Source organism: Cellulomonas sp. PhB143 (assembly GCF_003752595.1).
GTDB lineage: Bacteria > Actinomycetota > Actinomycetes > Actinomycetales > Cellulomonadaceae > Paraoerskovia.
On the sequence record NZ_RKIJ01000012.1, the window covers coordinates 335,011 to 361,932 of the forward strand.

The window sequence follows — 26,922 nt, forward strand, 5'->3', positions numbered from 1 at the left end:
GCGGCAGCACGACGTCACCACCGGCCTCCCTCGGGCGGCCACGGGGCCATGGCGCAATTGGTAGCGCACCTGCTTTGCAAGCAGGGGGTTGGGGGTTCGAGTCCCCCTGGCTCCACCAGGCGCACGAGCCGCTGACCGGGGATCTTCCCAGGTCAGCGGCTCTTTCCGGCTCCCGGCCCCGCAGGTTCGGTCGCGCCCGGCGCGCCGCGCGGGACCGCGTACGTCAGGCGCCGGCGCTCCCCCGGCTGCGCCACAGCAGCCAGACGAAGTAGGGCGCCCCGACGAGCGCGGTGACCAGCCCCGCGGCGATCTGCGACGGCGCGATCACGGTGCGACCGAGCGTGTCGGCGACGCTGACCAGCAGCGCACCCAGCCCGATCGCCACCGGCACCGAGCGCGCGTGCCGGGCGCCCACCAGCGCGCGGGCCGCGTGCGGTGCCACGAGCCCCACGAACCCGAGCGCCCCGACGGCGCACGCGGCGGCGGCCGTGAGCAGGGCGGCCAGCGTGAGGTACCCGAGCCGCTGGCGGCCGAGCGGTACGCCGAGGACGCGCGGGACGTCGTCGTCCAGGGAGACCAGGTCCAGCGTGCGCGCCCCGAGCAGCGCGAACGGGAGACCGACCACGAGGACGAGCGCGACGGGCAGGAGCTGGTCGAGCGAGCGGCCGTACGTCGAGCCCGCGAGCCAGGTCAGCGCGAGGTTCGTGCTCCACGGCGAGACGACCACGACGAGCAGAGTCGTGAGCGCGCTCGCGGCGGCGCTGACGCCCACGCCGATGAGCACGAGGCGGTCGGACGCCATCGCCCGCCCGGCCGCGCGCCGACCCGCGGCGAGCCGGTAGACGAGCGCGAACGTCGCGAGGGCGGCGACGGTGGCGGCCCCCATCACGGGCCAGATCCCCACGCCCGGCACGAGGAGCACCACGGCGACGGCGCCGACCCCGGCGCCCGGCGTCACGCCGAGGAGTCCCGGCTCGGCGAGCGGGTTGCGGCACACCGCCTGCACGATCGAGCCGGCGAGCGCGAGCGCGGCGCCGCCGAGCAGCGCCGCGAGGACGCGCGGCCAGCGCTGGTCGAGGACGAACGAGACCTCGTCGCCGGCCGTCCCGCGCCACCAGCTCGCGACGTCACCGAGCAGGACGAGCCGGTCACCGAGGAGCAGCGCGGCGACGAACGCCGCCACGAGGGCGACGACGAGCACGACCGCGACGACCGCGACCCACGCGCGCGAGCGGACCGCACCGTGCGCGCCGGCCGCCGTGGTCGCGGCCCCCGGGCCCCCGTCGCGCAGCCGCCGGGCGAGCCAGACGAGCACGACCGCGCCGAACAGCGTCGTGACCACGCCCGTGGGCACGGAGATCGCGACCGCCGCGGGGACGGCGAGCCGGAGCAGCACGTCGGCCGCGACGATGACGACCGCCCCGACGATCCCGGCGAACGGCAGGAGCGCGAGGTGCCGCCCGAGGCCGGGGACCCGCCGGGCGACGAGCCGCGCGACGACGGGCGCGCAGAGGCCGACGAACCCGATCGGTCCCGTGACCGTCACCGCGGTCGCGGCGAGCAGCACCGCGAGGACCACGGCGAGGACGCGCGTGCGCCGCACGTCGACGCCGAGCAGGGTCGCCGTGTCGTCCCCGAGCCCGAGCACGTCGAGCCGGTGCGCGATCAGCAGGGTGGCGGCGACCCCGAGGGCCACGACCGGCGCGGCGAGGCTCACCTGGTGCGTGCCCGACTGGACGGTCGTGCCGCTCCCCCAGGCGAACAGGCCGACGGTGTCCTGCTGGAAGAGCATGAGCAGCACGGTGGTGAGCGCGTCGAGGGCGAGCGCGACCGCGGACCCGGCGAGGATCAGGCGCGTGGGCCCGCTCGCCCCGCCCCGCGCGACGAGCAGCACGAGGCCCGACGCCGCGAGGCCGCCGACGAACGCGACCAGCCCCCCGGCGTAGAACGGCAGGGAGATGCCGAACGCCGCGACGGCGACCACCGCGACGTACGCGCCGGCGTTGACCGCGAGCGTGTCCGGCGACGCGAGGGGGTTGCGGGCGACCGACTGCAGAGTCGTGCCCGCCACCCCGAGCGCCAGGCCGACGAGCAGCGCCGCCGCGAGCCGCGGCAGGCGGCTGGCGAGCAGGACGTCGACGGCCTGGGCGGAGGCGTCGTCGGCACCCGACGAGCCCGGTACGACCGCGCGCAGGAGCTCGCCCACGCCCAGGTCGGCGGTGCCCTGCAGCAGGTGCGCGACCGACAGGACGGCCAGGACGACGAGGGCGACGACGAACGCCGCGGCCACGCGGACCGGCCGGGCGGCCGGGGCCCTCCCGGTGCCGGCACCGTCCGCAAGCCCGGCACGCGCGGTCACGACGTCCGGGGCGCTCACGTGAGGGCGTCGACCAGCGTGTCGACGTACGCCTCGGCGGAGAGCGGGCCGCCGAACGGCCAGATCCCGTCCGGGATGCGGTGCACGTGGCCGGCCTCGACGAACGGCAGCTTCTTCCAGATGGCGTTGTCGGCCAGGCCCTCCTCGAAGGGGTCCCCGCCGTCGGAGTCGTTGGCGCCGTAGACGAACGTCGAGTCGGGGTCGGTGATCTTCGTCAGGCCCTCGACGTCGGTGCTGGCGAGGCCGTAGTCCTTGTCGCCGCCGGTGGTCCACTGGTTGTCGAGGCCGAGCTCGGCCGCCACGCCCCCGACGAACGAGCCCGGCGTGTACATCCGGACCGAGACGTTCCCGGCGTCGAGCCAGCCGTCCGACATCGTGAACGGCGCGCCGGCCTTGCCGGCGTCGGCGAGCGCGGCCTTGCCCTCGGCGATCTTGTCGTCGAAGCCCGCGAGCACCTCGGTCGCCTCGGCCTGCCTCCCGGTCGCCTCCGCGAGCGTGGTCACGGTGCGGCGCATGTAGCCGATCGGGTCGGAGGAGTCCGACCCGCGCAGCGCGAGGACCGGGACCTCCTTCTCGATCTGGGCCAGGACGTTCTCGGGCAGGTCGGTCGTGGTGACCACGAGGTCGGGGTGGAGCGCGACGATCGCGTCGAGGCTCGGCTCGCCGCGCGTGCCGACGTCGGGCGTCGAGGCGTCGATCGGTGCCTGCGTGTCCCAGACGTTGTACCCCTTGACGTCCGCCTCGCCGGCGGGCTCCACGCCGAGCGCGACGAGGTTCTCCGTGAGGCCCCACTCGAGCGAGACGACCTTCGTCGCGGGCGCGTCGAGGTGCACGGTGCCGCGCTCGTCGGTCACCTCGACGGGACCGGACGGGGCGGCGGCGGTGGTCTCGTCCGCGGTGGCGGGGGCCTCGGTCGTGCCGCAGGCGGAGAGCAGCAGGGTGCCGAGCAGGGCGGCCGCCGAGGCGGTGGCGGTCGTGGCCGCGCGGGTGCGGCGGCGGGGTGCAGGGGGCAGGGGTGCAGCGGGCATGGGTGTCCTTCGGGTCGGCGCGCGGGAGCCCGCGCAGGGATGGGCCGGGAGGGGGTCGAGCGGATCAGGTGAGCGCGTGCTCGCGCCGGCGGGCCGTGTGCCGCCCGACGGGGTGGGTGCGGACCCTGCCGTCGTCGTCCACGCGGACGTCGATGCGCAGGCCGTAGACCTCGCTGAGCAGCTCGGCGGTCAGGACGTCCCGCGGGGTGCCGGACCCGCGCACGGTGCCGCCGTGCAGGAGGACGACGCGGTCCGCGACCGCCGCCGCCTGGTCGAGGTCGTGCAGCACGACGCCGACGGCGACCCCGTGGTCGTCGGCCAGGTCGCGCACCAGGTCGAGGATCTCGACCTGGTAGCGCAGGTCCAGGAACGTCGTCGGCTCGTCGAGCAGGACCACACCGGTGTCCTGCGCCAGGCAGGTCGCGAGCCACACGCGCTGCAGCTCTCCGCCGGAGAGCGCGTCGACGGGGCGGTCGGCCATCGCCGCGACCCCCGTGAGGCGCATCGCGCGCTCGACGACCCGGGGGCCGTCGGCGTCGCCGGTGCCGAAGCGGCCGCGGTAGGGGTGGCGGCCGTAGGCGACGACGTCGCGCACGCTCACCCCGCCCGGCGTCGGGCGGGACTGCGTGAGGAGCGTGACGCGGCGCGCGAAGTCCTTGGACCCCAGCGCGAGCGCGTCGACCGTGGCCGGCGTGCCGTCCGCGGCTCCCCCGCCGGGCGTCCCGGCGAGCGCCCCGGCGAGCGTGACGGTGCCCGACGACGGCGCGTGCAGCCGCGCGAGCGAGCGCAGCAGGGTGGACTTGCCGGACCCGTTGGGGCCGACGAGCGCGGTGACGATGCCGGGGACGAGCGCGAGGCCGGCGTCGTGGACGACCCGTCGGCCGTCGTACGCGAGGTCCAGGCCGGCGCCGACGAGGGACGGCACGGTGGGTAAGGGCAGGCTCACGGAGGGGAGCCTAACCTACATACCGCCGCCTCCGGCAGCCCCTCCGTCGCCCGGCCCGCTCACGCGAGCCTGGCCTGCAGGACGATCTGCTCGCCGACGTCGACCCGCACGTCCGCGAGCTGCAGCCCGGGCGGCAGCGACCCCGCGAGGTCGAAACGCCTGCCGGAGTACGCCTCGACCCGCCCGCGCACGGTGCCCAGCAGCGCCGAGACGACCGGGTTGCCGCTGCTCACGGCGAGGTCGCCCACGGTGAGCACCATCGCGTCGTCCACGCTCGCCGTCGCCCGCACGGTCACCGGCGCGGAGACGAACCCCTTGCGCACCCGGCCCACCGCCTCTACCCCGATCCCGCGCGGCCCGCGCTGCTCGACGGCCACGTCCAGCGACGAGAGGGTCACCCCGATGCGCCCGGCGTTCTCGGCGGCCACGGTCCGGACGGCGTCGACCAGCGCCTCGCGCCCGGCCGCCACGCGGACGTGCCCGCTCACCGGCGCCGCGTCGTCCGGCTCCTGCACCTCGGCCCACAGCCCGCCCTCGACGTCCTCGATCCACAGGAAGCGCACGCCCCGGGCCGCGAGATCCACGTCCACGGGCACTCCCGCCACCTCGAGCGGGTGCCCGACGACGTCGAGCTCGCCCAGGAGGGCCGGCTGCACCCCGGCGTCGGCCGGGGCCGGGCCGCCGCTCCCCTGCCCACCGGCCGCCCGGCCGGAGTCCGTGACGGGGACGACGACGCCGGTGCCGTCGACCGACAGGTGCGGCACGTCCGTCCCGTCCGTGGTGGCCTCGACCACGACCCGGTCGGCGCCGCGGACGTCGTCGGGCGTCCGGTCCAGCAGCAGCCGGCGGACGCGCTCCGCGAGGTCCGGGCCGGTGGCGGGTCGAGGGGCGCGCCCGAGCGGGACGCGGCGGTCGGCGGGTGAGGTGGTCATGGGCCGAGCGTAGGCCCGGGGCGCGATCCCGTCCCGGGACCGTGAGAGACTCAGGTAAGGGTGACCTTCGGCTCGTCCGTCCGGCCCTGCGAACTCCGCCCCCGAACCACTCTGGACCCGACGTGACCACCACCGCCCCGGCCACCAGGCCGGGCCCCGAGTCGCCCGTGCGCACCCCCGGAGCCGCCGCGCGGCGGCGTCGCCGGCTTGCCGCGGGCCTGGTCGTGTGCGTGGTGGTGCTGGTCGCCGCCGTCGCCGCCAGCCTCGCGCTGGGCGCACGGCCGGTCCCGCTCGACGACGTGTGGTCGTCGCTGTGGCACCCCGTGCCGGGGAACGCCGACGACACGGCCGTCCACGACCTGCGCCTGCCCCGCACCGTCGTCGGGGCGCTGGCCGGGCTGCTCCTCGCGTTCGGCGGCACGGTGATCCAGGGCGTGACCCGCAACCCGCTCGGCGACCCCGGCCTGCTCGGCATCCAGCACGGGTCCTCCCTGGCGGTGGTCCTGGCGATCGCGCTGCTCGGCGTCACCGACCCGGGAGGGTACGTGTGGTTCGCGTTCGCGGGGGCGGCGTTCGCCGTCGCGGTCGTCTACGGCGTCGCGGGCACCGGCCGCGGTGGTGCGACGCCCGTCAAGCTCGCGCTCGCGGGCGCCGCCTTCGCCGCGGCCATGACGTCCCTCATCACCCTCGTCCTGCTCATGGACCCCTCGACTCTGGACCAGTACCGCTTCTGGTCCGTCGGCTCGCTCGCCGGCCGCAGCATGGACGTCGTGCGGCCCGTGCTGCCCTTCGCGATCGTCGGGGTGGTCCTGACGGTCGCGGTCGCCCGGACGCTCGACCTGCTCGCCCTCGGCGACGACCTCGCCCGCGGCCTCGGACAGCACCTGGTGCGCGCTCGCGTGCTCAGCGCGGTCGCCGTGGTGCTGCTGTGCGGCTCCGCGACGGCGCTCGCCGGCCCCCTCGTCTTCGTCGGCCTCGTGGTCCCCCACCTCGCGCGCCGGTTCACCGGCCCGGACCACCGGTGGCTGCTCGCCTACGCGGCGTTCCTCGGCCCGGCGCTGGTCCTGGTGGCGGACGTCGTGGGCCGCCTCGTGCTGCGCCCGGCGGAGCTGCAGGTGGGCATCGTGGTCTCGGTGCTCGGGGCGCCTCTGCTCATCGCGATCGTCCGCCGCAAGGGGGTGGCGGGGCTGTGACGAGCAACGCTGTGCGCCCGCTGCGGGCGCGGGGCTCGCGCCGGCCCCGCGGCGTGCTCCTCGTGCTCACCGCCCTGCTGCTGGTGGTGATCGCCGCGAGCCTCGTCGTCGGCCCCTACCCGATGTCGCTCGGCGACCTCGCCGCCACCCTCGTCGGGCACGGCGACGCGGGCTCCACGTTCGTCGTGTGGGACCTGCGCGTGCCCCGCCTCGCCCTGGGGATCGTCGCGGGCGCCGCGCTCGCGCTCTCCGGCGGCCTCTACCAGGCCCTCCTGCGCAACCCGCTCGCGAGCCCCGACATCATCGGCATCACGGGCGGCGCGAGCGTCGCCGCGGTCTACGCGATCGTGGTGCTCGGCGCGAGCGGCGCCGTGCTGTCCGGCTTCGCGTTCGCGGGCGCCGTCGTGGCGGCGCTCGCGGTGTACGCGCTCGCGTGGCGCGACGGGATCAGCGGCTACCGCTTCGCGCTGATCGGGATCGCGGTCGCGTTCGTGGCCTCCGGGGTGCTCAGCTACCTCATGACGCGCGGCAACCTCGACGCCGTCCAGGACGCCGTCGTCTGGCTCGCCGGGAGCATCGGGAACGTCTCGTGGCAGACGGTCGGCGTCACCGCCGTGCTCGTCGCCGTGCTCCTGCCCTTCGTCGTGGCCTTCGCCCCGCGCCTGCGGGTGCTGCAGCTGGGCGACGACCTCGCCTCCGGCCTCGGCGTGCGCCCTGAGCGGGTGCGGGTGACGCTGCTGGTCGTCGGGGCAGGCCTCGCCGCGGTCGCGACGGCGGCGGCCGGGCCGATCGCCTTCATCGCCTTCATGTCGGCGCCGATCGCCCGCCGCCTCGTGCGCGACGGCAGCCTCGCGCTGACCGCGACGGCCCTGACCGGCGTCCTGATCGTCCTGGCCGGCGACTTCGTCGGGCAGAACCTCTTCGGGGCCGTCCAGGTGCCGGTCGGCGTCGTCACCGGCGCCGTGGGCGCGCCCTACCTGCTGTGGCAGCTGGCCACCACGAACTCCCGAGGGAAGGGAGCATGATGCACGACCTGCGGACCGAGGGGCTCCACCTCGGCTACGACGGCCACGCCGTCGTGCACGGCGTCGACCTGGTCGTGCCCGACGGCGAGGTCACCGTCGTCGTCGGCGCGAACGCCTCGGGCAAGTCCACGCTGCTGCGCGGCCTCGCGCGGCTCCTGAAGCCCCTCGACGGGACGGTCCTGCTCGACGGCGAGGACCTGCACCGTGCCCCGAGCCGCAAGGTCGCCCAGGTGCTCGGGCTGCTCCCCCAGGAGCCGGTCGCGCCGGACGGGATCGCCGTGGGCGACCTCGTCGGGCGCGGGCGCTACCCGCACCAGGGCTGGTTCCGGCGCTGGTCGCCGCAGGACGACGTCGTCGTCCACCGCGCCATGGAGCGCACCTCGACGCTCGACCTCGCCGAGCGGCCGGTGGCCGAGCTCTCGGGCGGTCAGCGCCAGCGGGTGTGGATCGCGATGGCGCTCGCCCAGGACCCGGACGTCCTGCTGCTCGACGAGCCGACGACGTTCCTCGACCTCGCCCACCAGGTGGACGTCCTGGACCTGCTGTCCGAGCTCAACCGGGAGCACGGGACGACCGTGGTCATGGTGCTGCACGAGCTCAACCTCGCGGCGCGCTACGCCGACCACCTCGTCGTCATGGCCGAGGGCCGCGTCGTCACGACCGGCCCGCCCGCGCAGGTGCTCACGGAGGAGATCGTCGCGTCCGCCTTCGGGCTGAGCGCCCAGGTGGTCCCGGACCCGGTCTACGGCTCCCCCATGGTCGTGCCCGTGGGCCGCCTCCCCGTGCCGGACGGCGCGGTCCCGCCGCCCGGGCCTGTCGTATAGTGAGGGTAGGCACACCTCACCTGACGGGTGCGGCGGCCTGAACGCCCGACCGACCCCTCTCGACCACTGGAGCCCTTCGTGCTGTCCACCCGACGCAAGGCCGCGGCGCTCGCCGCGGGCCTCGCCGCCGTCCTCGCCCTCGCGGGCTGCTCCTCGAGCGGCTCCTCCGACGCGGGCGCGTCCCCGTCGAGCGGGAGCAGCGCGTCCGACGACGCCTTCCCGGTCACCATCGAGCACGCCCTCGGCACGACCGAGATCCCCGCGAAGCCCGAGCGCGTGGTCACGTGGGGCTGGGGGAGCAGCGACGCCGCGATCGCCCTCGGCGTGGTCCCGGTCGCCATGTCCTACCAGGCCTACGGCGGCGACAAGGACGGCGTCCTGCCCTGGGTCAAGGACGCCCTCGACAAGGCCGGCGAGAAGACGCCCGTCGTCCTGCCGAACCAGCAGGAGGTCCCGGTCCAGGACATCGCCGCCCAGAAGCCCGACCTGATCCTGGCGAACTACTCCGGGATCACGCAGGACGAGTACGACCTGCTGTCGAAGATCGCCCCGACCGTGGCGTACCCGGACAAGCCGTGGTCGACGCCGTGGCGCGACGTCGTCACCGGCGTCGGCACGGCGCTCGGGATGGACGACCAGGCCGCGACGCTCATCGACGACACCGAGGCCACCATCTCCGAGGCCGCGGACGCCCACCCCGAGCTCGCCGGCAAGACCGTCGCGTCCGTCTGGGACACCGGCGACACGTTCTACGTGTACACGGCCGACGACCCGCGCCAGCAGTTCCTCGAGGACCTGGGGCTGAAGACGGCGCCGAGCGTCGGCGAGCTGGCGACGGGGGAGTCGAGCTTCTACTACACGCTCAGCTACGAGCAGCTCGACCAGCTCAAGAGCGACATGCTCGTCTCGTTCGCGGACGACCAGAAGACCGAGGACGCCGTGCTCGCCAAGGACGCCCTGCAGGTGATGCCGCAGGTGAAGTCCGGTGCCGTCGCGCAGATCGTCGGCACGGACCTCGTCGCGGCGGTCTCTCCGCCGACCGTCCTGTCGCTGCCCTGGGGCCTGGACGACTACCTCGACGCGCTCTCCGCCGCGGCGGCGAAGGTCGGCTGACCGGCCCGTCCACGCACGCGCGAGGCCCCGGACCGCCGATGCGGTCCGGGGCCTCGCGCGTCGCGCGCTGCGTGCGTGCGCGCCGTGCCGGTGCGGGTCAGGCGGAGGTGTCGTCCTTCGCCGTACCGTCGTCGGCGGCGTGCTTGGCGGCGTCCTTGGCGTCGGCCGCGGTCGCCTTCGCGGTGGACGTGGCGTCCTCCGCCTTCGCCGTCGCGCGGGTACGCGCCTTGCTCGCGGTCTCCTTGGTGGCCTTGACCGCGTCGGCGGCCTTGTCGCCGGCGGCCTCCGCCGCCGCGCCGGCCTGGGCGGCGACCTTGCCGGCCGCCTCCTTGCCCTTGGCGGCCGCGGTGCTCGCCGCCGCGCCGACCGACTCCGCGGCGCGGGCGGCCGACGACGTCGACGGGGTCCCGAGGGCCGGCTCGCCCTCGACGGGCTCCGCCCACGGGTCGGTCGTCGGCTGGGCGCGGCTCCAGAGCACGTAGGCCGCACCGGCGGCGCCGAGTGCGAGAGCCGTCCACAGCACCTTGTGCGACTTCTTCTTCGACTTCTTGCCCGCCTTGCGCGCCGCGGACGAGGTCGCGTCCGCCGCGTCGTGCGCGGAGGACGCGGCCGACTGCGCGGCGTTCCCCGCGGCGGCCGCCGCGCTCGCGGCCGCGGCGTTGACCGCGCTCACGAGCTTCGGCAGATAGTCCTCGACCAGCCTGTCGTGCGCGGTGTCGATCAGCGGGCCGGCCTTGCCGGCAGCGGACTCGACCCGCGGGGCGGCGGCCTGGACGCTGTCCTGCCACGCCTTCTCGAGGCGGGGCTGCGCCCAGCCGGCGAAGGCCTCGGCCTTGGGCCCGCTCCACTCCTTGGCCGCCGCTGCGGCGTCCTTCGCCTGCACCGCCAGGTGCTTGGCGGCCGGTCCGGCCTGGGCACGGGCTTCCTGGAGAGACGCCGCGACGTGCGCCGCCTGCTCCTTGATGCGCTCGGTGTCCACAGCGTCGAGGGTCTCGCCCGCCGCGCTGGCAGACCGTCGGATCCGGTCGAACATAGGGCTCCCCGATCGTCGGTTCGTCATTGGTACGCCCACTCTGCCACCACGGCCGGTCCGTCGCGAGCGCCGTCGTGCGCGGGGTGTCGGGGCCCGGAGCCGGGAGGGGGAGTCGTGCGAGAATGGCGCCATGTTCGCAACCCTGCACACCTCCGCTGGTGACATCCGCATCGAGCTCTTCCCGAACCACGCGCCCAAGACGGTCGCGAACTTCACGGGGCTCGCGACGGGCGAGAAGGCCTGGACGGACCCGCGCACGGGCGCCGAGAGCCACGCCCCGTTCTACGACGGCCTGATCTTCCACCGGGTCATCGACAACTTCATGATCCAGGGCGGCTGCCCCCTCGGCACCGGCACCGGTGGCCCCGGCTACACGTTCGACGACGAGATCCACCCGGAGCTCGGCTTCGACCGCAAGTACCTGCTCGCGATGGCCAACGCCGGCAGCCGCCGCAACCCGGTCACGGGCGCCACCGAGGGCACCAACGGCTCGCAGTTCTTCATCTCCACGACCGAGACGCCGTGGCTCACGGGCAAGCACACGATCTTCGGCGAGGTGGCCGACGACGCGTCGCGCCAGGTCGTCGACGCGATCGGCACGACGGCGACGCGCCCGGGCGACCGCCCCGTCGAGGACATCACGATCGACTCGGTCACGATCGAGGCCTGACCATCAGCCAGCCGCCCTGGGGCTCGGCCGCGGGAGCGACCGGCCCCGCCGCGCAGGTCCCGGTCTGCCCGCGGCACCCCGACCGTCCCGCGTACGTCCGCTGCCAGCGCTGCGGTCGTCCGGCGTGCCCGGAGTGCCAGCGGCCGGCGGCCGTGGGCGTGCAGTGCATCGACTGCGTGCGCGAGACGGCGCGGGCGGCGCCGCAGGCCAGGACCATCTTCGGCGGCACCGTCCGCGGCGGGCGGCCGGTCGTCACGCTGACGATCATCGGCATCTGCGCGGTCAGCTGGCTCCTGCAGCTGGTCACGGGCGGCGACGGCGGCAGCTGGACCGAGCGCTGGGTGTTCGCGCCCGGCCTCGGGGACACCGAGCCGTGGCGGTTCCTGACGGCGGCGTTCCTGCACTCGTCGAACCCGTTCCACATCCTGTTCAACATGTACGCGCTGTGGCTCGTGGGGCCCACGCTCGAGCAGGCGCTGGGCCGGGTGCGCTACGCCAGCCTCTACCTGCTGTGCGCCGTGGGCGGGCAGGTCGGCGTGCTCCTGCTGGCCGACCCGGTGCCCGGCGGCGGCTGGTTCCAGGGCGTGCTCGGGGCGTCCGGGGCGATCTTCGGCCTCTTCGCCGCGATCTTCCTGGTGCTGCGCCGGGCGGGGCGCAACGCCACGCAGGTGCTCGTGCTCATCGCGATCAACCTCGCGCTGCCGTTCATCGTCGGCGGCGGGGCGATCGCCTGGCAGGCGCACCTGGGCGGCCTCGTCACGGGCGCCGCGATGGGCGCCGCCTACGCCTACGCCCCGCGCGCCCGGCAGGCGCTGACGCTGTGGCTGGTGCCGGCCGTGACCGTCGTGGTGCTCGTGGCGCTGTCGGTGTGGAAGTACACCTCGACCGGGTGGATCGGCTGACGAACTACACCGGTGTAGTTATCCACACCTGTGTGCACGGGTGGGGATAACTTCTCCACAGCCCTGTGGAACGGTCGCCCGTGGCGCGCGCGCTGGCTACTTCCAGCGCGTGGTCAGCGTGAAGCCCGCGATGATCAGCGCGAACCCGACGGCGAGGTTCCACTGGCCGAGGAACGGCACCGGCAGGTCGGCGCGCCCGCTCGTCAGGTAGAACAGCACGATCCAGGCGAGTCCGGCGACCATGAGCGTGATCATGGTGGGCACGAGCCACCGCGGGTTCGTCGAGTCGGGCTTGTAGGTCTGCGGCTCGGTGGTCGCGGACTTCGGCTTGCGGCGCTTCGAGACGGGCACGTGGACTCCTGTGGACGGGGTTCTCGGGCGGACGGTGAACGGGCAGCGCCGATCGTCAACTAGCGTAGTGGGCGCAAGGTATCGCCTCGGACAGGCTCCGCGCTCCGCGCGGCCCGCGGCGGGCTCCCGGGGCCGGGCCTCGCGAGGACGACGGCACGAGGTCGAGGACGGAGACCGACTGTGGACGAGCAGGTCGCGCACGGACCGGCGCGCCGGTCGCGGACGCGCCGTGTGCTCGGCGCGCTCGGCGTCGGGCTCGTGCTGGCGGCGTGCGGCCTGATGTTCGCGACCAGCGCCAAGCTGGCGCACGGCAGCGGTGAGCGGCACCCCGAGAACCTCGCCGAGCTCGTGGAGAGCGAGTCCGGGCGCGTCGAGGACCTCACGACGCGGGTCCGGACGCTGGACGCGCAGATCGCCCACCTCCGCCCGGCCGGGTCGACGGCACCCTCGAAGGCCGAGGCCCAGGCGGAGAGCAACACGCAGGTGGCCGCGGCGACGGTCGCGGTCCGGGGGCCGGGCCTGACGGTCGCGCTCGACGACGCGCCCCCGGGCAACTACGGCGAGGACTTCCGCCCGGACGACCTCGTCGTGCACCAGCAGGACCTGCAGTCGGTGATCAACGCGCTGTGGGCGGGCGGGGCCGAGGCGATGACCCTGCAGGGTCAGCGGGTCGACTCGACGACGGCCTTCCGGTGCGTCGGCAACGTGCTGATCCTCCAGGGCCGGGTGTACTCCCCGCCGTTCGAGGTCGCCGCCATCGGCGACCAGGACGCGCTGCGCGCCGCGCTCGACCGCTCGCCGGAGATCGCCGTGTACAAGACGTACGTCGACGTCGTACATCTGGGGTACGACGTGAACGAGGAGAGCAGGATCGCCATGCCCCGGGCCGAGAGCTCCGACCTCGAGCACGCCGTCCCCGCCACGGCGACGCGGACGGGCGGCGGGCGGTGACGGCGCAGGGCACCCGCAGCAGCCCGCCGGGCAGCGTGCCGCACCGCGGCGCACCGCGGATGGTGCCGCACGCCAACCCGACCCACGGCCGGCCGGGCCGCCGGGGCGGTGTCGGCAGCCACGTCGTCGGCGTCGTCGGCGAGCTGCTCATCACGCTCGGCGTCCTGCTCGCGCTGTTCATCGTCTGGCAGCTGTGGTGGACGGACGTCCAGGGCGACCGCTACCAGGCCGACGTCATCGACTCGCTCGCGTGGACGCCGCCCCCCGCCCAGGCCGACGCGGACCCCACGCCACGCCGGGACGAGCCGCCGGTGATGGACGAGCCGGCGAACCTCACCGTGTTCGCCCAGATGTACGTCCCGCGCTTCGGGGCGGACTACGTCAAGCCGGTCGCCCAGGGCATCGACAAGGCGGAGGTCCTCGACACCATCGGGATCGGGCACTACCCCGGCACGGCGATGCCCGGCGGCCTCGGCAACTTCGCCGTCGCGGCGCACCGCACCACCTTCGGCAAGCCGTTCAACAAGATCGCCGACCTGCGGGAGGGCGACCCCGTCGTCGTGCGGACCGAGGACACGTGGTACGTCTACCGGGTCACGACCCACCTGATCGTCTACCCGGACGAGGTGGGCGTCGTCGCGCCGGTGCCGTCCGACCCGGACGACCCGGACGTCGTCCCCACGCAGCGGCTGATCACCATGACGAGCTGCCACCCGCTGTTCTCCGCGGCGCAGCGCTACATCGTGCACGGCGAGCTGGACTACTGGCTGCCCGTGGAGGACGGCACGCCCGCCGAGCTGACGGACGCGGGCATCGACCCCTCGAGCGCGGGAGGACCCTGATGTACGGACCCCTCTGGAGGGCGCTGCCCGGACCGGTCTGGGTGCGGGTGCTGATCCTGCTCGTCCTGGCCGCCGCCGTCGTCCTCGTCTGCTTCCAGTGGTTCTTCCCCTGGGTGTCGGACTACGTGCCCATGAACCAGCAGACCGTCGGAGAAGGAGCACCATGACGAGCATCCTCGTCGTCGACAACTACGACTCGTTCGTCTACACCATCGTCGGCTACCTCGACCAGCTCGGTGCGCGCACGGTCGTCGTCCGCAACGACGCCGTGCCCGAGCCGGACGACCAGGGGCGGTTCCACGACACCGACGGCGCGGTGTTCGACGGCGTCCTCGTCTCGCCCGGACCCGGCACGCCGCACGGCGCGGGCAGCAGCGAGGACGTCATCCGGGCGTGCGCCCGCTCGCGCACGCCCATGCTCGGCGTCTGCCTCGGGCACCAGGCCCTCGCCGAGGTGTACGGCGCGACCGTCACGCACGCGCCGGAGCTCATGCACGGCAAGACGAGCAGCGTCGAGCACGACGGCGGGGGAGTGCACGCGGGTCTCGCGTCGCCGTTCACCGCCACCCGCTACCACTCGCTCGCCGTGGTCCGCGAGACGGTGCCCGAGGAGCTGCGCGTGACCTCGTGGACGGAGTCCGGCATCGTCATGGGGCTGCAGCACCGCGAGCTGCCGCTGCACGGCGTGCAGTTCCACCCCGAGTCGGTGCTCACCGAGGGCGGGCACCGGCTCCTGGCCAACTGGCTCGAGACGTGCGGGGCCGACGGCGCCGTGGAGCGCTCGGCCGGCATGGCGCCGCTCGTCCGCGGCTGACCGGCCTGGCTGACCGGTCCGGCCGACCCGGCGGCAGGTCAGCCGTTGCCGCCGCCCGCGGCCCCGTCCTCGCCGCCGCCCGCGCCGTCGTCCCCGGTCGCGTCGTCGCCCGGGGTGGCCGTCCCGTCGTCGCCGCCCTGGTCGGACCCCGGCGCCGGCGGCGTCTGCGGGCCCGGGCCGCTGGAGACCACGACGTTGACCGACGAGCCCTCGTCGACCTGCGTCGACGCGGCCGGGTCGGTCGCGATCACCTGGCCGGCCGCGAGCTTGTCGGACGCCTGCTGGGACTGGTTGCCCATGTTGAGGTTCGCGCGGCCGAGCTCGGACGACGCCTGGTCGAGCGTCAGCCCCTCGAGGTTCGGCACGTTCGTCTTCGGGGTCTCGGGCTTCGTGGCGACCGTCAGGTCCACCGACGAGCCCTGCGCGACCTCGCCCTTGCCCGGGTCCTGCTGGAACACGACGCCCTCGTCGGCCTTGTCCGTGGGCTCCTTCGTCACGACGGCGGTCAGCCCGACGTCCTTGAGCGCGCTCTCGGCGTCGGCCTGCTTCATGTTCGTGACGTCCGGGAGCTCGACCTTGCCGTCGGAGACGAACAGGTCGACGGTGGCGCCGTCGGCGACGGTGTCCCCGATGGCCGGGTCCGTCTTGGTCACCTGGTCCTCGGGGACGTCCTTGCTGTGCTCGCTCTCGACGTTGCCGACCTCGAGGCCCGCCTCCTGGAGGGCGTCGCGCGCGTCGGCCTGGCTCTTGCCCGCGACGTCCGGCACCGTCACCTGGCCGGGCCCGGAGGAGAAGAACACGGTCACCGTCGAGCGGGGCGCGACCTGCGTGCCGCCGCGCGGGTCCTGGCGTACGAACGTGCCCTTGTCGGAGTCGTCCGCCACCTCGCGCTGGCTGAAGACGAGGTCCTTGCCCTCGATCGCGGCGCGCGCGGCCTCGGCGTCCATGTCCGCCGTGACGGTCGGGACCGCCACCGTGTCCGGCTCGTCGGGCCCCTGGAGCGCGATGATCGCGATGATCGCGGCGATCGCGAGCACCCCGATCGTCACGAGCGTCCAGATCAGGCCCTTGCGGCTCTTCTTCGGCTCCTCCTCGGGGCCCTCGGGGGTCCCGGCGGAGTCGGGAGGCAGCGCCACCGGCGTCGTGCCCCACGGGTTGGTCTGCGCGCCCATCACCTGGGTGCCCTGCTCGGCGCCCATGACCTGGGTGGCGCCCGCTCCCGCGGCGAGCCCGGCGGCCGCCGCGACGGCGCCGATCGCACCCGCGGACACGTGCCCGCCGTTGACCGCGGCCTCGAGGTCCGCGCGGAACTCGCCGGCGCTGCTGTAGCGGTCCGTGCGCTCCTTCGCGAGCGACTTGAGCGTGATGCGGTCGAGGACCTCGGGCACGTCGGGCGCCAGCTCGCTGGGCCGCGGGGGAGTCTCGCGCACGTGCTGGTAGGCGACCGCGACCGGCGAGTCGCCGATGAAGGGCGGCCGGCCGGTGAGCATCTCGAAGAACAGGCAGCCCGTGGAGTACAGGTCGCTGCGCGCGTCCACCGTCTCGCCGCGCGCCTGCTCGGGGGAGAGGTACTGCGCCGTGCCGATCACCGAGTGCGTCTGCGTCATCGTGGCCGCGGAGTCGGCGACGGCGCGAGCGATGCCGAAGTCCATGACCTTGACGGTCCCGGTCGGCGTGATCATCACGTTGGCGGGCTTGATGTCGCGGTGCACGATGCCGGCGTGGTGGGAGTACTCGAGCGCCGACAGGACGCCCGCGGTGATCTCGACGGCCTCCTCGATGGGCACCGAGTGGCCGTCGCGCACGATGTCGCGGACCGTGTGGCCCTCGACGTACTCCATGACGATGAACGGCACGTGCGTCTGCGCGCCCTGCGAGTCGGTGCCGACGTCCTCGCCGGTGTCGTAGACCGCCACGATCGAGGGGTGGTTGAGCGCCGCCGCGGACTGCGCCTCGCGACGGAAGCGAGCGAGGAACGAGGGGTCGCGGGCGAGGTCCGAGCGCAGGATCTTGATCGCCACGGTGCGCCCGAGGCGGGTGTCCCGGCCGATGTGAACCTCGGCCATGCCGCCACGGCCGATCAGCTCGCCGACCTCGTAGCGGGCAGCGAGTACCCGAGGTGCGTTGTCCACCACTTACACGTCCTTCGATGTCATCGGAGTCCAGGGCCCGCGGGCGGATCCCTGGGTTGGCAGCATCATCCCATCGACGGCGGTGCTCGCGTCGACGGGGCGCAACGATGCGGTCACGATCGTCGGGCCGTGCGCGGCCGAGGCGTCCGAGGGGGTCGTCGGCGCGCACCCGACCAGCGCCACGACGACGACGAGGAGCACGAGCGCGGCCAGCGCGACCAGGGGCCACGACACCCCGCGGGGCGAGCCGCCGAGCCGGCGGCCCGTCGTCGTCGACGTGCGCCGGGGGGAGTCCCCGGCACCGGAGGTGCGGTGGCCCGAGGCGCGGCGGTCCGCCTCCCGGCGGGCGGCGCGGGTGGGGGTGCGCGGCTCGTCCTTCGGGGGAGCGGGCGGCGCGGGCGGCGCCCCGGAGGGCTGCGCTGCCGGGCGGGGCGGCCGGGTGGTGGGCCGGATCATGCCGTGCGGCGAGCGCACGGCGGGCGCCGACGCCGGGATCGCGCCGCGCCGGGAGTCGGCCCGCGAGTCCGCCCGGGAGCGGGACGCGGCGTCGGCGCGCACGGCGCTACGGGGCGGGTAGGAGCGAGGGCCGCCGGCCGGGCCCGCGGCGTCGGGCGGACGAGGTGCCTGGCGCGCGGCGGACGGCCGGGCCGCGGGCGCCGGCTCCTCGTCCGACGGCGCGGCGGCGCGCACGGTGGGCAGGGACCCGGCGGCCCCGGAGGCGGGCGCGGGCGCGTCGGCCCGGGAGGCCCCCGGCACGGCGCCGGCGGTCCCGGCGGTCTGCGCGCGGTGCTGGCCGGCGCGCCCCGCGGCCTCGGCGCGCGGCGAGGCCTGGTGCCCTCCGCCGGACCGGGGCCGCGTCGCGCCCGGCCCGATGCGCGCGATGACGCCCCACGGGTCGTCGGAGATCTCGAGCATGATCTCGTCGAACGCCCGCGCGAGGAACGCCCCGCTCGGGGGTCGCCGCGCGGGGTCCTTCTCGAGCATCTGCATGATCAGGCGCGCGAGCTCGCGGTCCACCGACGGCGGCAGCGGCGGGACGGCCTCGTTGACGTGGGCGACGGCGATGTCCACGGGCGTGGCGCCGGTGAAGGGCCGGTGCCCGACGACCGACTCGTAGGCCACGATCCCCAGCGCGTACAGGTCGGACGCGCCCGTGGCGGGCTTGCCGATCGCCTGCTCGGGGGACAGGTACTGGGCGGTGCCCATGACCATCCCGGTCGCCGTCATCGGCACCTGGTTCGCGGCGAGGGACACCCCGAAGTCGGTGATCTTCACCTCGCCTGTGCGGTCGAGCAGGATGTTGCCGGGCTTCACGTCGCGGTGCACGACGCCGGCCACGTGCGCGGCGTGCAGGCCGCGTGCGGTCTGGGCGAGGATCGGCAGCAGGTGGTGCAGCTGCAGGACGGGCTCGCGCTCGAGGAGGTCGGCCATCGGCTCGCCGGTGACGAGCTCCATGACGAGGTACCCGGAGCGTTCCTGCTCCCCGTAGTCGTAGACCTGGGCGATGTGGGGGTGGGAGAGCGCGGCGCTGTTGCGCGCCTCGGTGCGCAGGCGCGCGAGGAAGTCCTCGTTGCCCGTGTACTCGGCGCGCAGCACCTTCACCGCCACCTCGCGGTGCAGGGCGCTGTCGGCCGCGACCCACACCTCGCCCATGCCGCCGACGGCGATCCGCCGCACGAGCGTGTAGCGGTCGCCGAGCACCATGCCCTTGACGGGCTTCACCCGTCGATCACCGCCTGCATGACCGCTTTCGCGACCGGTGCGGCGACGCGGCCGCCGGTGGCCTCGCTGCCGGCGGAGCCGCCGTGCTCGACGACGACGGCGACGGCGACCTGCGGGTCGTCGGCCGGCGCGAACGAGGTGAACCAGGCGTGCGGGGACTCCCCGTCCACGCCCGTCTCGGCCGTACCGGTCTTGCCGGCGACCTTGATGCCCGGCATCTGCGCCGTCGTCCCGGTCCCGTTCTCGACGACGTTCTCCATCATCGAGGTGAGGTCGCCCGCGGTGGCCGTGGAGATGGGGCGGCCCAGCTTCTTCGGGGACATCTGGGAGACGACGTCGAGGTCCGGGTTGCGGACCGTCTGGACCAGCTCGGGGCTCATCAGGGTGCCGTCGTTCGCGATGGCGGCGGAGACCATCGCCATCTGCAGCGGGGTCGCGCGCACGTCGCCCTGCCCGATGGCGGACAGCGCGGTGCGCGCCGGGCTCGAGGCGCCCTTGTCGTCGTCGGGCGGGAAGCGGCTGGGGGTGACGGTCAGCGGGATGCTGAGCTTCTGGTCGAACCCGAACGCCTCGGCCTGGTCGCGCAGCGCGTCGTCGCCGAGCTTGACGCCGAGGCCCTCGAACGCGGTGTTGCAGGACATGCGCAGGGCGTCGGCCAGCGTCTGCTCGCCCGTGGGGGAGCAGACCTCGCCGCCGTAGTTCTCCGTGACCGTGCTCGTGCCGGGCAGCGTGTACGTCGTCGGCGCGGGGATGACCGTCTCGGGCGTGTAGTCGCCGGACTGGAGCGCCGCCGCGGAGGTGATGAGCTTGAACGTCGACCCCGGCGGGTACTGGTCGCCGCCGATGGCCCGGTTGATCAGCGGCCGCTGGTCGTTGTCCGGGGAGACGAGGGCCTGGTAGGCCTCGTTCGCCGCGGCGTAGTCGTGCGTCGCGAGGTCGTTCGGGTCGTACGACGGCTTGGACACGAGGGCGAGGATCTTGCCGGTCGAGGGCTCGATGGCCACGACGGCGCCGCGCTGGTCGCCGAGGGCGTCCCACGCGGCCTTCTGCGCCTTCGGGTCGATCGTCAGCTCGACGGACGAGCCCTGCGGCTGGGCGCCCGTGAACAGGGAGGTGAGCCGGTCGAACCACAGGTCGTCGGCCGTGCCGTTGAGGTAGTCGTTCTCCGTGCGCTCGAGCCCCGAGGTGCCGTTGACGATGGAGAAGAAGCCGGTGACGGCGGCGTTCATCTTCCCGTCGGCGTACTTGCGCTGGTAGCCGTACGGGTCGTCCACCGGCGTGGAGGACGCGACGGGGTCGCCGGCGATGATGATCGGTCCGCGGAACCGCCCGTACTCGTCGTACGTGGCGCGCTTGTTGCGCCCGTCCGCGTCGAGGGTGCCGGCGTGGAAGTACTGGATCACGGTCGTGGAGACCATGAGCGCGACGATCATGAGCAGCACGAGGGACGCGACGCGGCGGATCGGGACGTTCATGCTCGGCCCTCCTCGTCGTCGTCCGCCCGTTCGGGCTGGTCGGGCTGGTCCCGCTGCTGCGGCTCTCCCGGCTCGTCGACCGGATGGCGGTCGGGGCGCTCGGGCGGCGCCGGGGGCGGCGGCACCGGCGGCCCCCCGGACGGGAGCGGGCCCCCTCCCGGCCGGACGACCTCGGTGAGCTGGGTGCCGGCGTCGTCCGCCCCGGCCGAGCCGACGGCCCTGGCGGGGCGGGGCTCGCCCGCGCCGACCCGGATGGGCGCGGCGGCGGGCGCGACGTCGGGCTCGCCCGCGGAGTCCACGGCCTCGAGGACCTGCGGGGCGCCGACGCTCGCCACGATGCCGCCCTTGCCGACCGTGCCGCGCACGGGCAGCGCGGACGGGCGCCGCGCGTTGTCCGAGACGCGCAGCAGGAGCGCGACGATCAGCCAGTTCGCGAGCACGGACGAGCCGCCCTGGGCGACGAACGGCAGCGTCAGGCCGGTCAGGGGGATGATGCGCGTGATGCCGCCGACGACCACGAACAGCTGCAGCGCCACGGTGAACGCGAGGCCGCACGCGAGGAGCTTGCCGAACCCGTCGCGCACGCCGAGGGCGGTGCGCAGGCCGCGCTCGACGAAGAGGATGTACAGCGCGAGGATCCCCAGGAGGCCCGTGAGCCCGAGCTGCTCGCCGAGCATCGTGTAGATGAAGTCGGAGTACGAGTACGGCGTGAGCAGGGGGTAGTCGTTGCCCCAGCCGGTGCCGAAGAGCCCGCCGTTCGCCATCGCGAACAGGCCCTGGACCAGCTGGCCCGAGCCGCCGGGCGTCTGGTTGTAGACCGCGTCGTCGAACGGGTGCAGCCACGCCTCGACGCGCTGCTGGACGTGCGGGACCGTCGTCGCCGCGAACACCGCGGCGGCCGCGAGCAGCCCGACACCGAGGACCACCCAGCTGAACCGCTCCGTCGCGACGTAGAGCATGGCGACGAACAGGCCGAAGAAGAGGATCGACGTGCCGAGGTCGTTCTCGAACACCAGCACGCCCAGGGACGCGGCCCACACGAGCAGGATCGGCCCGAGGTCGCGCAGCCGGGGGAGCTGCAGGCCCAGCACCTTGCGCCCGGCGAGCGCGAGGGTGTCGCGGTTGGTCACGAGGTAGCCCGCGAAGAACACGGCCAGCACGATCTTCGCGACCTCGGCCGGCTGGAACGAGAAGCCCGCGACGCGGATCCAGATCTGCGCGCCGTTGATCGACGTGCCGATGTGCGGCACGAGGGGCAGCAGGATGAGCAGGAGGCCCAGGATCATCGCCGTGTACGTCGTGCGCCGCAGGGCCCGGTGGTCGCGCAGCACGAAGACCAGGACGCAGGCGAGCACGATCGCGAGGGCCGACATCGTCAGCTGCCCGCGCGCGAGGTCCGAGGACCGGTCCTGCAGGTGCCGGGCGACGTCGTACCGGTAGATCGCGGCGAGGCCGATGCCGTTGAGCGCGACCGCGACGGGCAGCAGGACCTGGTCGGCGAACGGCGCACGGATGCGCAGCACCACGTGCGCGACGAGCGCGAGCCCGGCCCAGACGGCGGAGTAGACGTAGAAGTCCTCGGGCAGCTCGCCCAGCGTGCGCAGCGCGACGTTGGCGAAGGCGCCGATGCCCAGCGCGAGCGCCAGGACGAGGAGCACCAGCTCCTTGCCCCGCATCGGGCGGCGGACGACGGGTTCGACCGTGGACATCAGCCCGTCACCCTGGCGGCGGTGGGCGTCGGCGTCGGTGTCGGTGCGGTCGGGCCCGGCGTCGGGGTGGGCTCGGGGACCGGCGGGACGGCGTCCTGCGCGATGGCGTCGGCCCGCTCCTGGGCCGCGGCCTGGCTGGTCTCCGGGATGGTCTGCTCGAGCCGCTGCTGCAGGTACAGGGGCAGCTCGGAGACGGGGGTGCCGGTGACGTCGACCGGGGTCGAGAGCTCGATCGGGCCGATCGTCGAGGGGACGCCCTGGTACACCGCGACGTTCCCGTCGGCCACACCCACGAAGTAGCGCGTCTGCGTCCACAGGTACGCGGCCCACGCCCCGCCGACGAGGACGGCGAGGATGACGACCACCCCGAGCACCGGGATCCACGGACGACGCCGCGGCAGCTCGCGGGCGTCCTCGTCCAGGTCCTCGGCGTCCAGCGCGGCCGGGTCGGGGTCGTCCGGGTCGCCGGCCGCGGGCTCGGGCGCCGCCGCCTGCGCGGCGGACGTGCCGTCGTCGGGCACCGGGGCCGTGTCTGCGCCAAGGCTGCCCGACGTGCCCGTGGTGCCGTTCAGGGCCTCGGTGCGCCACCGGTCCGTCGCGGCGGAGCCGACGACCTGCGGGACGGTGTCCGGCGCGGCGTCGGACGGGGCGTCGAGGTCGACGACCTCGGCGACGATCGCGGTGATGTTGTCCGTGCTGCCGGCGCGCAGCGCGAGCTGGAGGAGCTTGTCGGCGCACGCGTCGACGTCGGGCACCGAGCGCAGGGTCTCGGCGAGGGTGTCGGCGCCGACGAAGCCGGACAGGCCGTCGGAGCACAGGAGCCAGCGGTCCCCGACGAGGGCCTCGCGGACCGACAGGTCCGGGGTGAGGTCGACGTCGAAGTCGCCGAGCACGCGCATGACGACGTTGCGCTGCGGGTGGACCTCGGCCTCCTCGGCCGTGATGCGGCCGGTGTCGACGAGGTGCTGGACGAACGTGTGGTCGGTGGTGACCTGCGTGAGCTCGCCGTCGCGCAGCAGGTAGGCGCGCGAGTCGCCCAGGTGCGCCATGACCAGCGTGCTGCCGGTGCGCACCATCGCGGTGACCGTGGTGCCCATGCCCGTCAGGTCGTGGTCGACCTGGGTGCGGCGCACGAGGTCCTCGCGGGCGTGGTCGACGGCCCGCTCGAGCGCGGCGAGGGCCTGGTCGGGGCCGGTCGACTCGCCGTCGAGGCCGGCGAGGGCGGCGATCGTCAGGGACGACGCGACGTCGCCCCCGGCGTGGCCACCCATGCCGTCGGCGACGGCGAGCAGGTGGGTCCCGGCGTAGGCGGAGTCCTGGTTGTTCGACCGGACGAGGCCGACGTCGGACCGTGCGGCGTAACGGAGAGCGATGTCCACCGGCTATCCCTGCAGCTCCACGACGGTCCGGCCGATGCGGACCGGGGTGCCCTGGCTGATCTCGACGGTCCCGCTGATGCGCTCGTCGTTGATGTAGGTGCCGTTCGTCGAGCCCAGGTCCTCCAGGTACCAGCGGCCCTCGTGCGGGAAGATCCGCGCGTGCCGCGAGGACGAGAACGCGTCGTCGAGCACGAGGGTGCAGCCGGGGGAGCGGCCGAGCATGATCGTCTGCGAGGACAGGGGCAGGGACGTGCCGCGCAGCTGGCCGGCGGTCACGACCAGGCGGCTCGGGCCGCGGGGGACGGACGGCGCGGGCGTCGCAGCGGCGGGCGCAGCGGCCCCGGCAGCTGCCGCGCCGACCGGCTGGGCCACCTGTGCGGGGGCGGGGGTCGCCGCGGCGCGTGCCTTCGCGGACTTCTTCGCCTTGCGGCGGTCCGCGGAGCGCGTGCCGTACAGGTCGCGGCGCAGCACGCCGATGGCGGACAGCACGAACACCCACAGCAGCACGAGGTACCCCAGCCGCAGCAGGGTGAACGTGAGCTCGCTCATACGGGCGTGATCACCACTCCTCGTCCTCCTGGCGCGACGCCGCGCCGGTCCAGAACATGATCCGGGTCCTGCCGATGGTCAGGGTGTTTCCGTCCAGGAGCGTAGCGGCTGGAACCTGGTGCCCCTCGACGTACAGGCCGTTGGTGGAGCCGAGGTCCGTGGCGACGACGCCGTCGTCGGTCACCCGGATCTCGAGGTGCTTGCGGGAGACGCCCGCGTCGTCGACCACGATGTCCGCCTCGGAGCCGCGGCCGATGACCGTCACCGCGCCCGTGAGGAGGTAGCGCTGGCCGTCGATGTCGAGCAGGGGGTGGCGGGCGTTCGGCGTCGACGTGGCGGGGGCGACGTTGCCGCGGACGGACGCGGAGCGGGTGTGGAAGCGGCCCGGCTCGTGCGCGCCGTCCTCCTCGAAGCTCACGCTGACGGGCCCGACGAACGCGTAGTGCTGCGAGGCGGCGTACTCGGTGATGTTGGTGGCGAGCTCGTCGGCGAGCGTCTCCGCGCCCCAGCCCTCCACCTGCGTGAAGTCCTCGGGGGAGAGCTCGATGGTGAACTCGTTCGGCACGACCGTCCGGTCGCGTCCCAGCACCGCGGCACGGTCGTCGATCTCGCGGCGCAGCGCGCTCGCCATGTCGACCGGCTTGACCTCGTTGCGGCCGACGTGCGAGAACGCGTTGTTCACGACGCGCTCGACGCCCTTCTCGAACCGGTCCAGGACTCCCATGCCACCCCTTCCCCTCGTGCTCGTCGCCCGGCGCCTGGGCCCGGACGGGCCGCGACAGACCTCGGTCGGACTACCCGATCGTAACGACACCGCTCCCGCGCGGGCGTCCGGGCACGCGGCAGAGCCTGTGGAGGTGCCGTGGACGACGGCGGTCGGGTGCGGGGTGGGGGGTTGGCCGTGGGTTGGCCGGGGTGGTGCGGTGGCGCACGTCACCGCTGTGGCGGCTCCCGCGGGTGCCGAGACGACGCGGTCACCGTGGTATGTTTTCTCGGCGCGCGCGAGTGGCGGAATGGCAGACGCGCTGGCTTCAGGTGCCAGTGTCCGAAAGGGCGTGGGGGTTCAAGTCCCCCCTCGCGCACAGTGGGCTGTTCTCGGTTTCGAGAGCAGCGAACTTCGAAAAGTCCCGGCCGGGATACTCCGGCTGGGACTTTCGTCGTTTCTGGGCGGTTCGTGCGGTCCTGCGCGGTCTCGCGACGAGGTGATGCGCGACGGCGCGGACTGCGTGGTGCTGATCGGGCTGGCTCGGCGGGCGGTCGGGACGATTTCGGCCGTTCTGGGGCGTACTGACCTGTCCGGCGGTGCTGCCGGTGTTTCAGGTGGTCGGGTTGTGGCGGGTGTTGCCGGCCGTGCGTGGTGGTCCTCGCCGGGGCTTGGTACGCGAGCGGGTGGTGTAGCCGATGGGCCGGTCGTCTATGGGCTCGCCGAGGTACGACTGCCAGGGTTCGTTGATGCCGGCGGCGACGTGCCATCGGTAGAGCTCGCGGGCGTTGTAGGCGGCGAGGGTGAACGCGAGGAGCAGTGCGGTGGGGTTGAGTCCGCGGACGCGGATGAAGCCGTGGTTGACGTTGGCGTCGTGGACGCGGATCTTCGAGTTGAGGCTCTCGATGCGGTTGCGGCGGTGGTAGGAGCTGGCCCAGGCGGTGGACTGCCAGGGCAGGCGTTGGCGGTCTCGTTCGTGCAGGGTGTCGGGCACGGTGAGGGTGATGCCGCAGCCGCAGGCTGAGCCCGGGGTGCAGGTGGTGGTGGGTATGTCCTGGCTACGCCGCATCGAGGCTGGCGTGTTGGGGCAGCGGACGTGGCCCGCCAGGGCCGGTCCTTTGTAGCGCTGGGTGCCCAGGGCGTCGTTGCGGCGGCTGTGCCGGGTGAATCGGAAGGGTTCGCGGGCGTCGAAGAGCTCGCGGACACGGGCATTGTCGCCACTCGTCTGGCCGATCCGTGGTGGCTCGAGCTGGCGCAGGTTCGTCGGGATAGCGGCGCTGTACAGGCTGCCGTCGATCCACAGGGTGCCGGGGACGGGGCCCGGGCGGGTGCCTCGCTGTGACGAGTGCAGGTCGAAGACGACCTCGACGCCGCGGTTTCGCAGCGGTCGGGCGAAGTGCTCGCCCGTGGCCATCGTGTAGCCGCGGTCGAAGAGCGCCTCGGTGACGTCGCCGTGGCTCATGACGGCGTCGACCAGGGCGAGAGCTGCTCCGATGCGGTCGGTCACGCCGGGGCGCAGTGCCATGCCGGCGCACAGCAGAGGGACCTCATTACCGGTGCCCTCGTCTGCGATGTAGGTCGCCAGGTGGAGTTCGAAGCCGACGTAGAACTCGGTGGGGCGCCTGTTGGTGGCGGTGCGCTTGGCCCAGCGCGCTTCCCTGTCGGCGCAGATCCGTCCGTCCGGGTGTAGGGCGTCATGCGGGTAGGCCGCGTAGTACGACTCCACGTCGGTTCCGTCGATCGCGACCGCGGGTGTGCGCGGGAACGTGGTGGGCAGACCTGCTTGGACGATCGTGGAGTGGATCTGCTCGGGAGTCAGTGCTAGGGCCGGGCACGACGTCGGGCACGGGTCGATCTCCCCGGTGTCGGCGTTGACCCACACGGTGTGGTCGTGGTCGACGCTCACGCCAGCCCTGGTGGCGGCGCTCAGAGCGTGGAGGCGGTCGAGGATCCTCTTGTCCAGGCCCGTACGGGCGTCGCTGGTAGCGACCCATTCCTCGGGGATCCCGAGCTGGGCGCGGGCCCGTGGTGACATCTCCGCCACGGTGCGAGCGACCGACGCGATGGTCAGCGTCGCCGGGTTCGTCAAGGTGTGGAAGAACAGGATGCGGGCCAGGAGGGCGTAGCTCAGCAGGGCAGGACGGCCAACTCGCTTGGTGCACGCATCGAGAAGGATTGTCAGGGTGGGCGTGTTCGACATGGCGATGGCCCGGTTGATCCGTTGCTGCTCGGTCATGCGGTCGGGATGGTAG

At 74.1% G+C, this 26,922-nt stretch carries 24 protein-coding genes and 2 tRNA genes; 12 read left to right on the forward strand and 14 right to left on the reverse strand.

Going from position 1 to position 26,922, the window contains the following annotated elements; translation table 11 throughout:
• Positions 1–42 precede the first annotated feature (42 nt).
• Positions 43–118, forward strand: a tRNA-Ala gene (locus tag EDF32_RS09775).
• A gap of 105 nt (positions 119–223) precedes the next feature.
• Here EDF32_RS09775 and EDF32_RS09780 read toward each other — a convergent pair.
• The 4 genes from EDF32_RS09780 to EDF32_RS09795 form a co-directional block, all read right to left on the reverse strand.
• Positions 224–2,377, reverse strand: coding sequence for an iron ABC transporter permease (locus tag EDF32_RS09780; protein ID WP_233565843.1), 2,154 nt, complete (start codon positions 2,375–2,377; stop codon positions 224–226).
• The gene (locus EDF32_RS09785) at positions 2,374–3,405 is read right to left on the reverse strand and encodes an ABC transporter substrate-binding protein (RefSeq protein WP_123308330.1); all 1,032 of its coding nucleotides are present in this window, start codon (positions 3,403–3,405) and stop codon (positions 2,374–2,376) included. The genes EDF32_RS09780 and EDF32_RS09785 overlap by 4 nt, the downstream gene beginning before the upstream one ends.
• A gap of 64 nt (positions 3,406–3,469) precedes the next feature.
• Positions 3,470–4,351 (reverse strand): ABC transporter ATP-binding protein, encoded by an 882-nt coding sequence (locus EDF32_RS09790; RefSeq protein WP_123308331.1) that lies wholly within the window; start codon positions 4,349–4,351, stop codon positions 3,470–3,472.
• Positions 4,352–4,410: 59 nt separating this feature from the next.
• On the reverse strand, positions 4,411–5,283 hold the full coding sequence (locus EDF32_RS09795) for a hypothetical protein (RefSeq protein ID WP_123308332.1): 873 nt from the start codon (positions 5,281–5,283) through the stop codon (positions 4,411–4,413).
• Positions 5,284–5,405: 122 nt separating this feature from the next.
• Between EDF32_RS09795 and EDF32_RS09800 the strand changes: the two genes are divergently transcribed.
• From EDF32_RS09800 to EDF32_RS09815, 4 genes are all read left to right on the forward strand, one after another.
• Entirely contained in the window at positions 5,406–6,476 is a 1,071-nt protein-coding gene (locus EDF32_RS09800) for an iron ABC transporter permease (RefSeq protein ID WP_123308333.1), read from the forward strand.
• Complete coding sequence (locus EDF32_RS09805) at positions 6,473–7,501, forward strand: iron chelate uptake ABC transporter family permease subunit (RefSeq protein ID WP_233565844.1); 1,029 nt, start codon at positions 6,473–6,475, stop codon at positions 7,499–7,501. Before EDF32_RS09800 ends, EDF32_RS09805 begins: the two co-directional genes overlap by 4 nt.
• Positions 7,501–8,325, forward strand: a complete 825-nt coding sequence (locus tag EDF32_RS09810; protein WP_199734903.1) for an ABC transporter ATP-binding protein — start codon at positions 7,501–7,503, stop codon at positions 8,323–8,325. The genes EDF32_RS09805 and EDF32_RS09810 overlap by 1 nt, the downstream gene beginning before the upstream one ends.
• Before the next feature lie 78 nt (positions 8,326–8,403).
• Positions 8,404–9,438: an iron-siderophore ABC transporter substrate-binding protein gene (locus EDF32_RS09815; RefSeq protein WP_233565845.1), complete on the forward strand. Its 1,035-nt coding sequence runs from the start codon at positions 8,404–8,406 to the stop codon at positions 9,436–9,438.
• Positions 9,439–9,535: 97 nt separating this feature from the next.
• Here EDF32_RS09815 and EDF32_RS09820 read toward each other — a convergent pair whose 3' ends face one another.
• Positions 9,536–10,417, reverse strand: a complete 882-nt coding sequence (locus EDF32_RS09820; RefSeq protein WP_148061590.1) for a hypothetical protein — start codon at positions 10,415–10,417, stop codon at positions 9,536–9,538.
• Between the two features lie 184 nt (positions 10,418–10,601).
• On the opposite strand from EDF32_RS09820, the gene EDF32_RS09825 reads away from it, so the two are divergent.
• Together EDF32_RS09825 and EDF32_RS09830 are read left to right on the forward strand one after the other, a co-directional pair.
• A complete protein-coding gene (locus tag EDF32_RS09825; protein WP_123308337.1) occupies positions 10,602–11,141 on the forward strand; it encodes a peptidylprolyl isomerase in 540 nt (179 codons plus the stop codon).
• 2 nt (positions 11,142–11,143) lie between these two features.
• Positions 11,144–12,043 (forward strand): rhomboid family intramembrane serine protease, encoded by a 900-nt coding sequence (locus EDF32_RS09830; protein ID WP_123308428.1) that lies wholly within the window; start codon positions 11,144–11,146, stop codon positions 12,041–12,043.
• A gap of 96 nt (positions 12,044–12,139) precedes the next feature.
• Here EDF32_RS09830 and EDF32_RS09835 read toward each other — a convergent pair whose 3' ends face one another.
• Positions 12,140–12,394, reverse strand: coding sequence for a cell division protein CrgA (locus EDF32_RS09835; RefSeq protein ID WP_123308338.1), 255 nt, complete (start codon positions 12,392–12,394; stop codon positions 12,140–12,142).
• 180 nt (positions 12,395–12,574) lie between these two features.
• On the opposite strand from EDF32_RS09835, the gene EDF32_RS09840 reads away from it, so the two are divergent.
• From EDF32_RS09840 to EDF32_RS09850, 4 genes are read left to right on the forward strand one after another with little or no spacing between them, the layout of a single operon-like run.
• On the forward strand, positions 12,575–13,345 hold the full coding sequence (locus EDF32_RS09840; protein ID WP_233565846.1) for a DUF881 domain-containing protein: 771 nt from the start codon (positions 12,575–12,577) through the stop codon (positions 13,343–13,345).
• On the forward strand, positions 13,342–14,187 hold the full coding sequence (locus EDF32_RS09845) for a class E sortase (protein WP_233565847.1): 846 nt from the start codon (positions 13,342–13,344) through the stop codon (positions 14,185–14,187). The genes EDF32_RS09840 and EDF32_RS09845 overlap by 4 nt, the downstream gene beginning before the upstream one ends.
• Entirely contained in the window at positions 14,187–14,354 is a 168-nt protein-coding gene (locus EDF32_RS14705; protein WP_199734889.1) for a hypothetical protein, read from the forward strand. Before EDF32_RS09845 ends, EDF32_RS14705 begins: the two co-directional genes overlap by 1 nt.
• The gene (locus EDF32_RS09850) at positions 14,351–15,001 is read left to right on the forward strand and encodes an aminodeoxychorismate/anthranilate synthase component II (RefSeq protein ID WP_123308339.1); all 651 of its coding nucleotides are present in this window, start codon (positions 14,351–14,353) and stop codon (positions 14,999–15,001) included. The genes EDF32_RS14705 and EDF32_RS09850 overlap by 4 nt, the downstream gene beginning before the upstream one ends.
• 38 nt (positions 15,002–15,039) lie before the next feature.
• Here the strand turns inward: EDF32_RS09850 and pknB are convergent, their stop codons facing one another.
• The 7 genes from pknB to EDF32_RS09885 are packed head-to-tail and all read right to left on the reverse strand — an operon-like array spanning position 15,040 to position 24,691.
• Positions 15,040–17,136: a Stk1 family PASTA domain-containing Ser/Thr kinase gene (gene pknB / locus EDF32_RS09855; RefSeq protein WP_123308340.1), complete on the reverse strand. Its 2,097-nt coding sequence runs from the start codon at positions 17,134–17,136 to the stop codon at positions 15,040–15,042.
• Positions 17,137–18,855, reverse strand: a complete 1,719-nt coding sequence (locus EDF32_RS09860) for a serine/threonine-protein kinase (protein ID WP_123308341.1) — start codon at positions 18,853–18,855, stop codon at positions 17,137–17,139.
• Entirely contained in the window at positions 18,852–20,330 is a 1,479-nt protein-coding gene (locus EDF32_RS09865; RefSeq protein WP_123308342.1) for a penicillin-binding protein 2, read from the reverse strand. Before EDF32_RS09865 ends, EDF32_RS09860 begins: the two co-directional genes overlap by 4 nt.
• Positions 20,327–22,039 carry an FtsW/RodA/SpoVE family cell cycle protein gene (locus tag EDF32_RS09870; RefSeq protein ID WP_199734890.1) on the reverse strand — a complete coding sequence of 571 codons (1,713 nt, stop codon included), beginning with the start codon at positions 22,037–22,039 and terminating at the stop codon, positions 20,327–20,329. The genes EDF32_RS09865 and EDF32_RS09870 overlap by 4 nt, the downstream gene beginning before the upstream one ends.
• Positions 22,039–23,418 (reverse strand): PP2C family serine/threonine-protein phosphatase, encoded by a 1,380-nt coding sequence (locus EDF32_RS09875; protein WP_123308343.1) that lies wholly within the window; start codon positions 23,416–23,418, stop codon positions 22,039–22,041. Before EDF32_RS09875 ends, EDF32_RS09870 begins: the two co-directional genes overlap by 1 nt.
• Before the next feature lie 3 nt (positions 23,419–23,421).
• Positions 23,422–23,967, reverse strand: coding sequence for an FHA domain-containing protein (locus EDF32_RS09880; protein ID WP_123308344.1), 546 nt, complete (start codon positions 23,965–23,967; stop codon positions 23,422–23,424).
• Between the two features lie 10 nt (positions 23,968–23,977).
• A complete protein-coding gene (locus tag EDF32_RS09885) occupies positions 23,978–24,691 on the reverse strand; it encodes a DUF3662 and FHA domain-containing protein (RefSeq protein WP_123308345.1) in 714 nt (237 codons plus the stop codon).
• A gap of 275 nt (positions 24,692–24,966) precedes the next feature.
• Between EDF32_RS09885 and EDF32_RS09890 the strand changes: the two genes are divergently transcribed.
• A tRNA-Leu gene (locus EDF32_RS09890) sits at positions 24,967–25,049 on the forward strand.
• Positions 25,050–25,283: 234 nt separating this feature from the next.
• Here EDF32_RS09890 and EDF32_RS09895 read toward each other — a convergent pair.
• The gene (locus EDF32_RS09895) at positions 25,284–26,906 is read right to left on the reverse strand and encodes a hypothetical protein (protein ID WP_233565848.1); all 1,623 of its coding nucleotides are present in this window, start codon (positions 26,904–26,906) and stop codon (positions 25,284–25,286) included.
• Positions 26,907–26,922: the final 16 nt, after the last annotated feature.

What these genes read in the sequence shown, in the direction of transcription:
- EDF32_RS09885 (WP_123308345.1), bottom strand. Translation starts at nt 24,691, where the DNA reads ATGGGAGTCCTGGACCGGTTCGAGAAGGGCGTCGAGCGCGTCGTGAAC.
- EDF32_RS09795 (WP_123308332.1), bottom strand. Translation starts at nt 5,283, where the DNA reads ATGACCACCTCACCCGCCGACCGCCGCGTCCCGCTCGGGCGCGCCCCT.
- EDF32_RS09895 (WP_233565848.1), bottom strand. Translation starts at nt 26,906, where the DNA reads ATGACCGAGCAGCAACGGATCAACCGGGCCATCGCCATGTCGAACACG.
- EDF32_RS14705 (WP_199734889.1), top strand. Translation starts at nt 14,187, where the DNA reads ATGTACGGACCCCTCTGGAGGGCGCTGCCCGGACCGGTCTGGGTGCGG.
- EDF32_RS09850 (WP_123308339.1), top strand. Translation starts at nt 14,351, where the DNA reads ATGACGAGCATCCTCGTCGTCGACAACTACGACTCGTTCGTCTACACC.
- EDF32_RS09880 (WP_123308344.1), bottom strand. Translation starts at nt 23,967, where the DNA reads ATGAGCGAGCTCACGTTCACCCTGCTGCGGCTGGGGTACCTCGTGCTG.
- EDF32_RS09870 (WP_199734890.1), bottom strand. Translation starts at nt 22,039, where the DNA reads ATGTCCACGGTCGAACCCGTCGTCCGCCGCCCGATGCGGGGCAAGGAG.
- EDF32_RS09865 (WP_123308342.1), bottom strand. Translation starts at nt 20,330, where the DNA reads ATGAACGTCCCGATCCGCCGCGTCGCGTCCCTCGTGCTGCTCATGATC.
- EDF32_RS09810 (WP_199734903.1), top strand. Translation starts at nt 7,501, where the DNA reads ATGCACGACCTGCGGACCGAGGGGCTCCACCTCGGCTACGACGGCCAC.
- EDF32_RS09825 (WP_123308337.1), top strand. Translation starts at nt 10,602, where the DNA reads ATGTTCGCAACCCTGCACACCTCCGCTGGTGACATCCGCATCGAGCTC.
- EDF32_RS09785 (WP_123308330.1), bottom strand. Translation starts at nt 3,405, where the DNA reads ATGCCCGCTGCACCCCTGCCCCCTGCACCCCGCCGCCGCACCCGCGCG.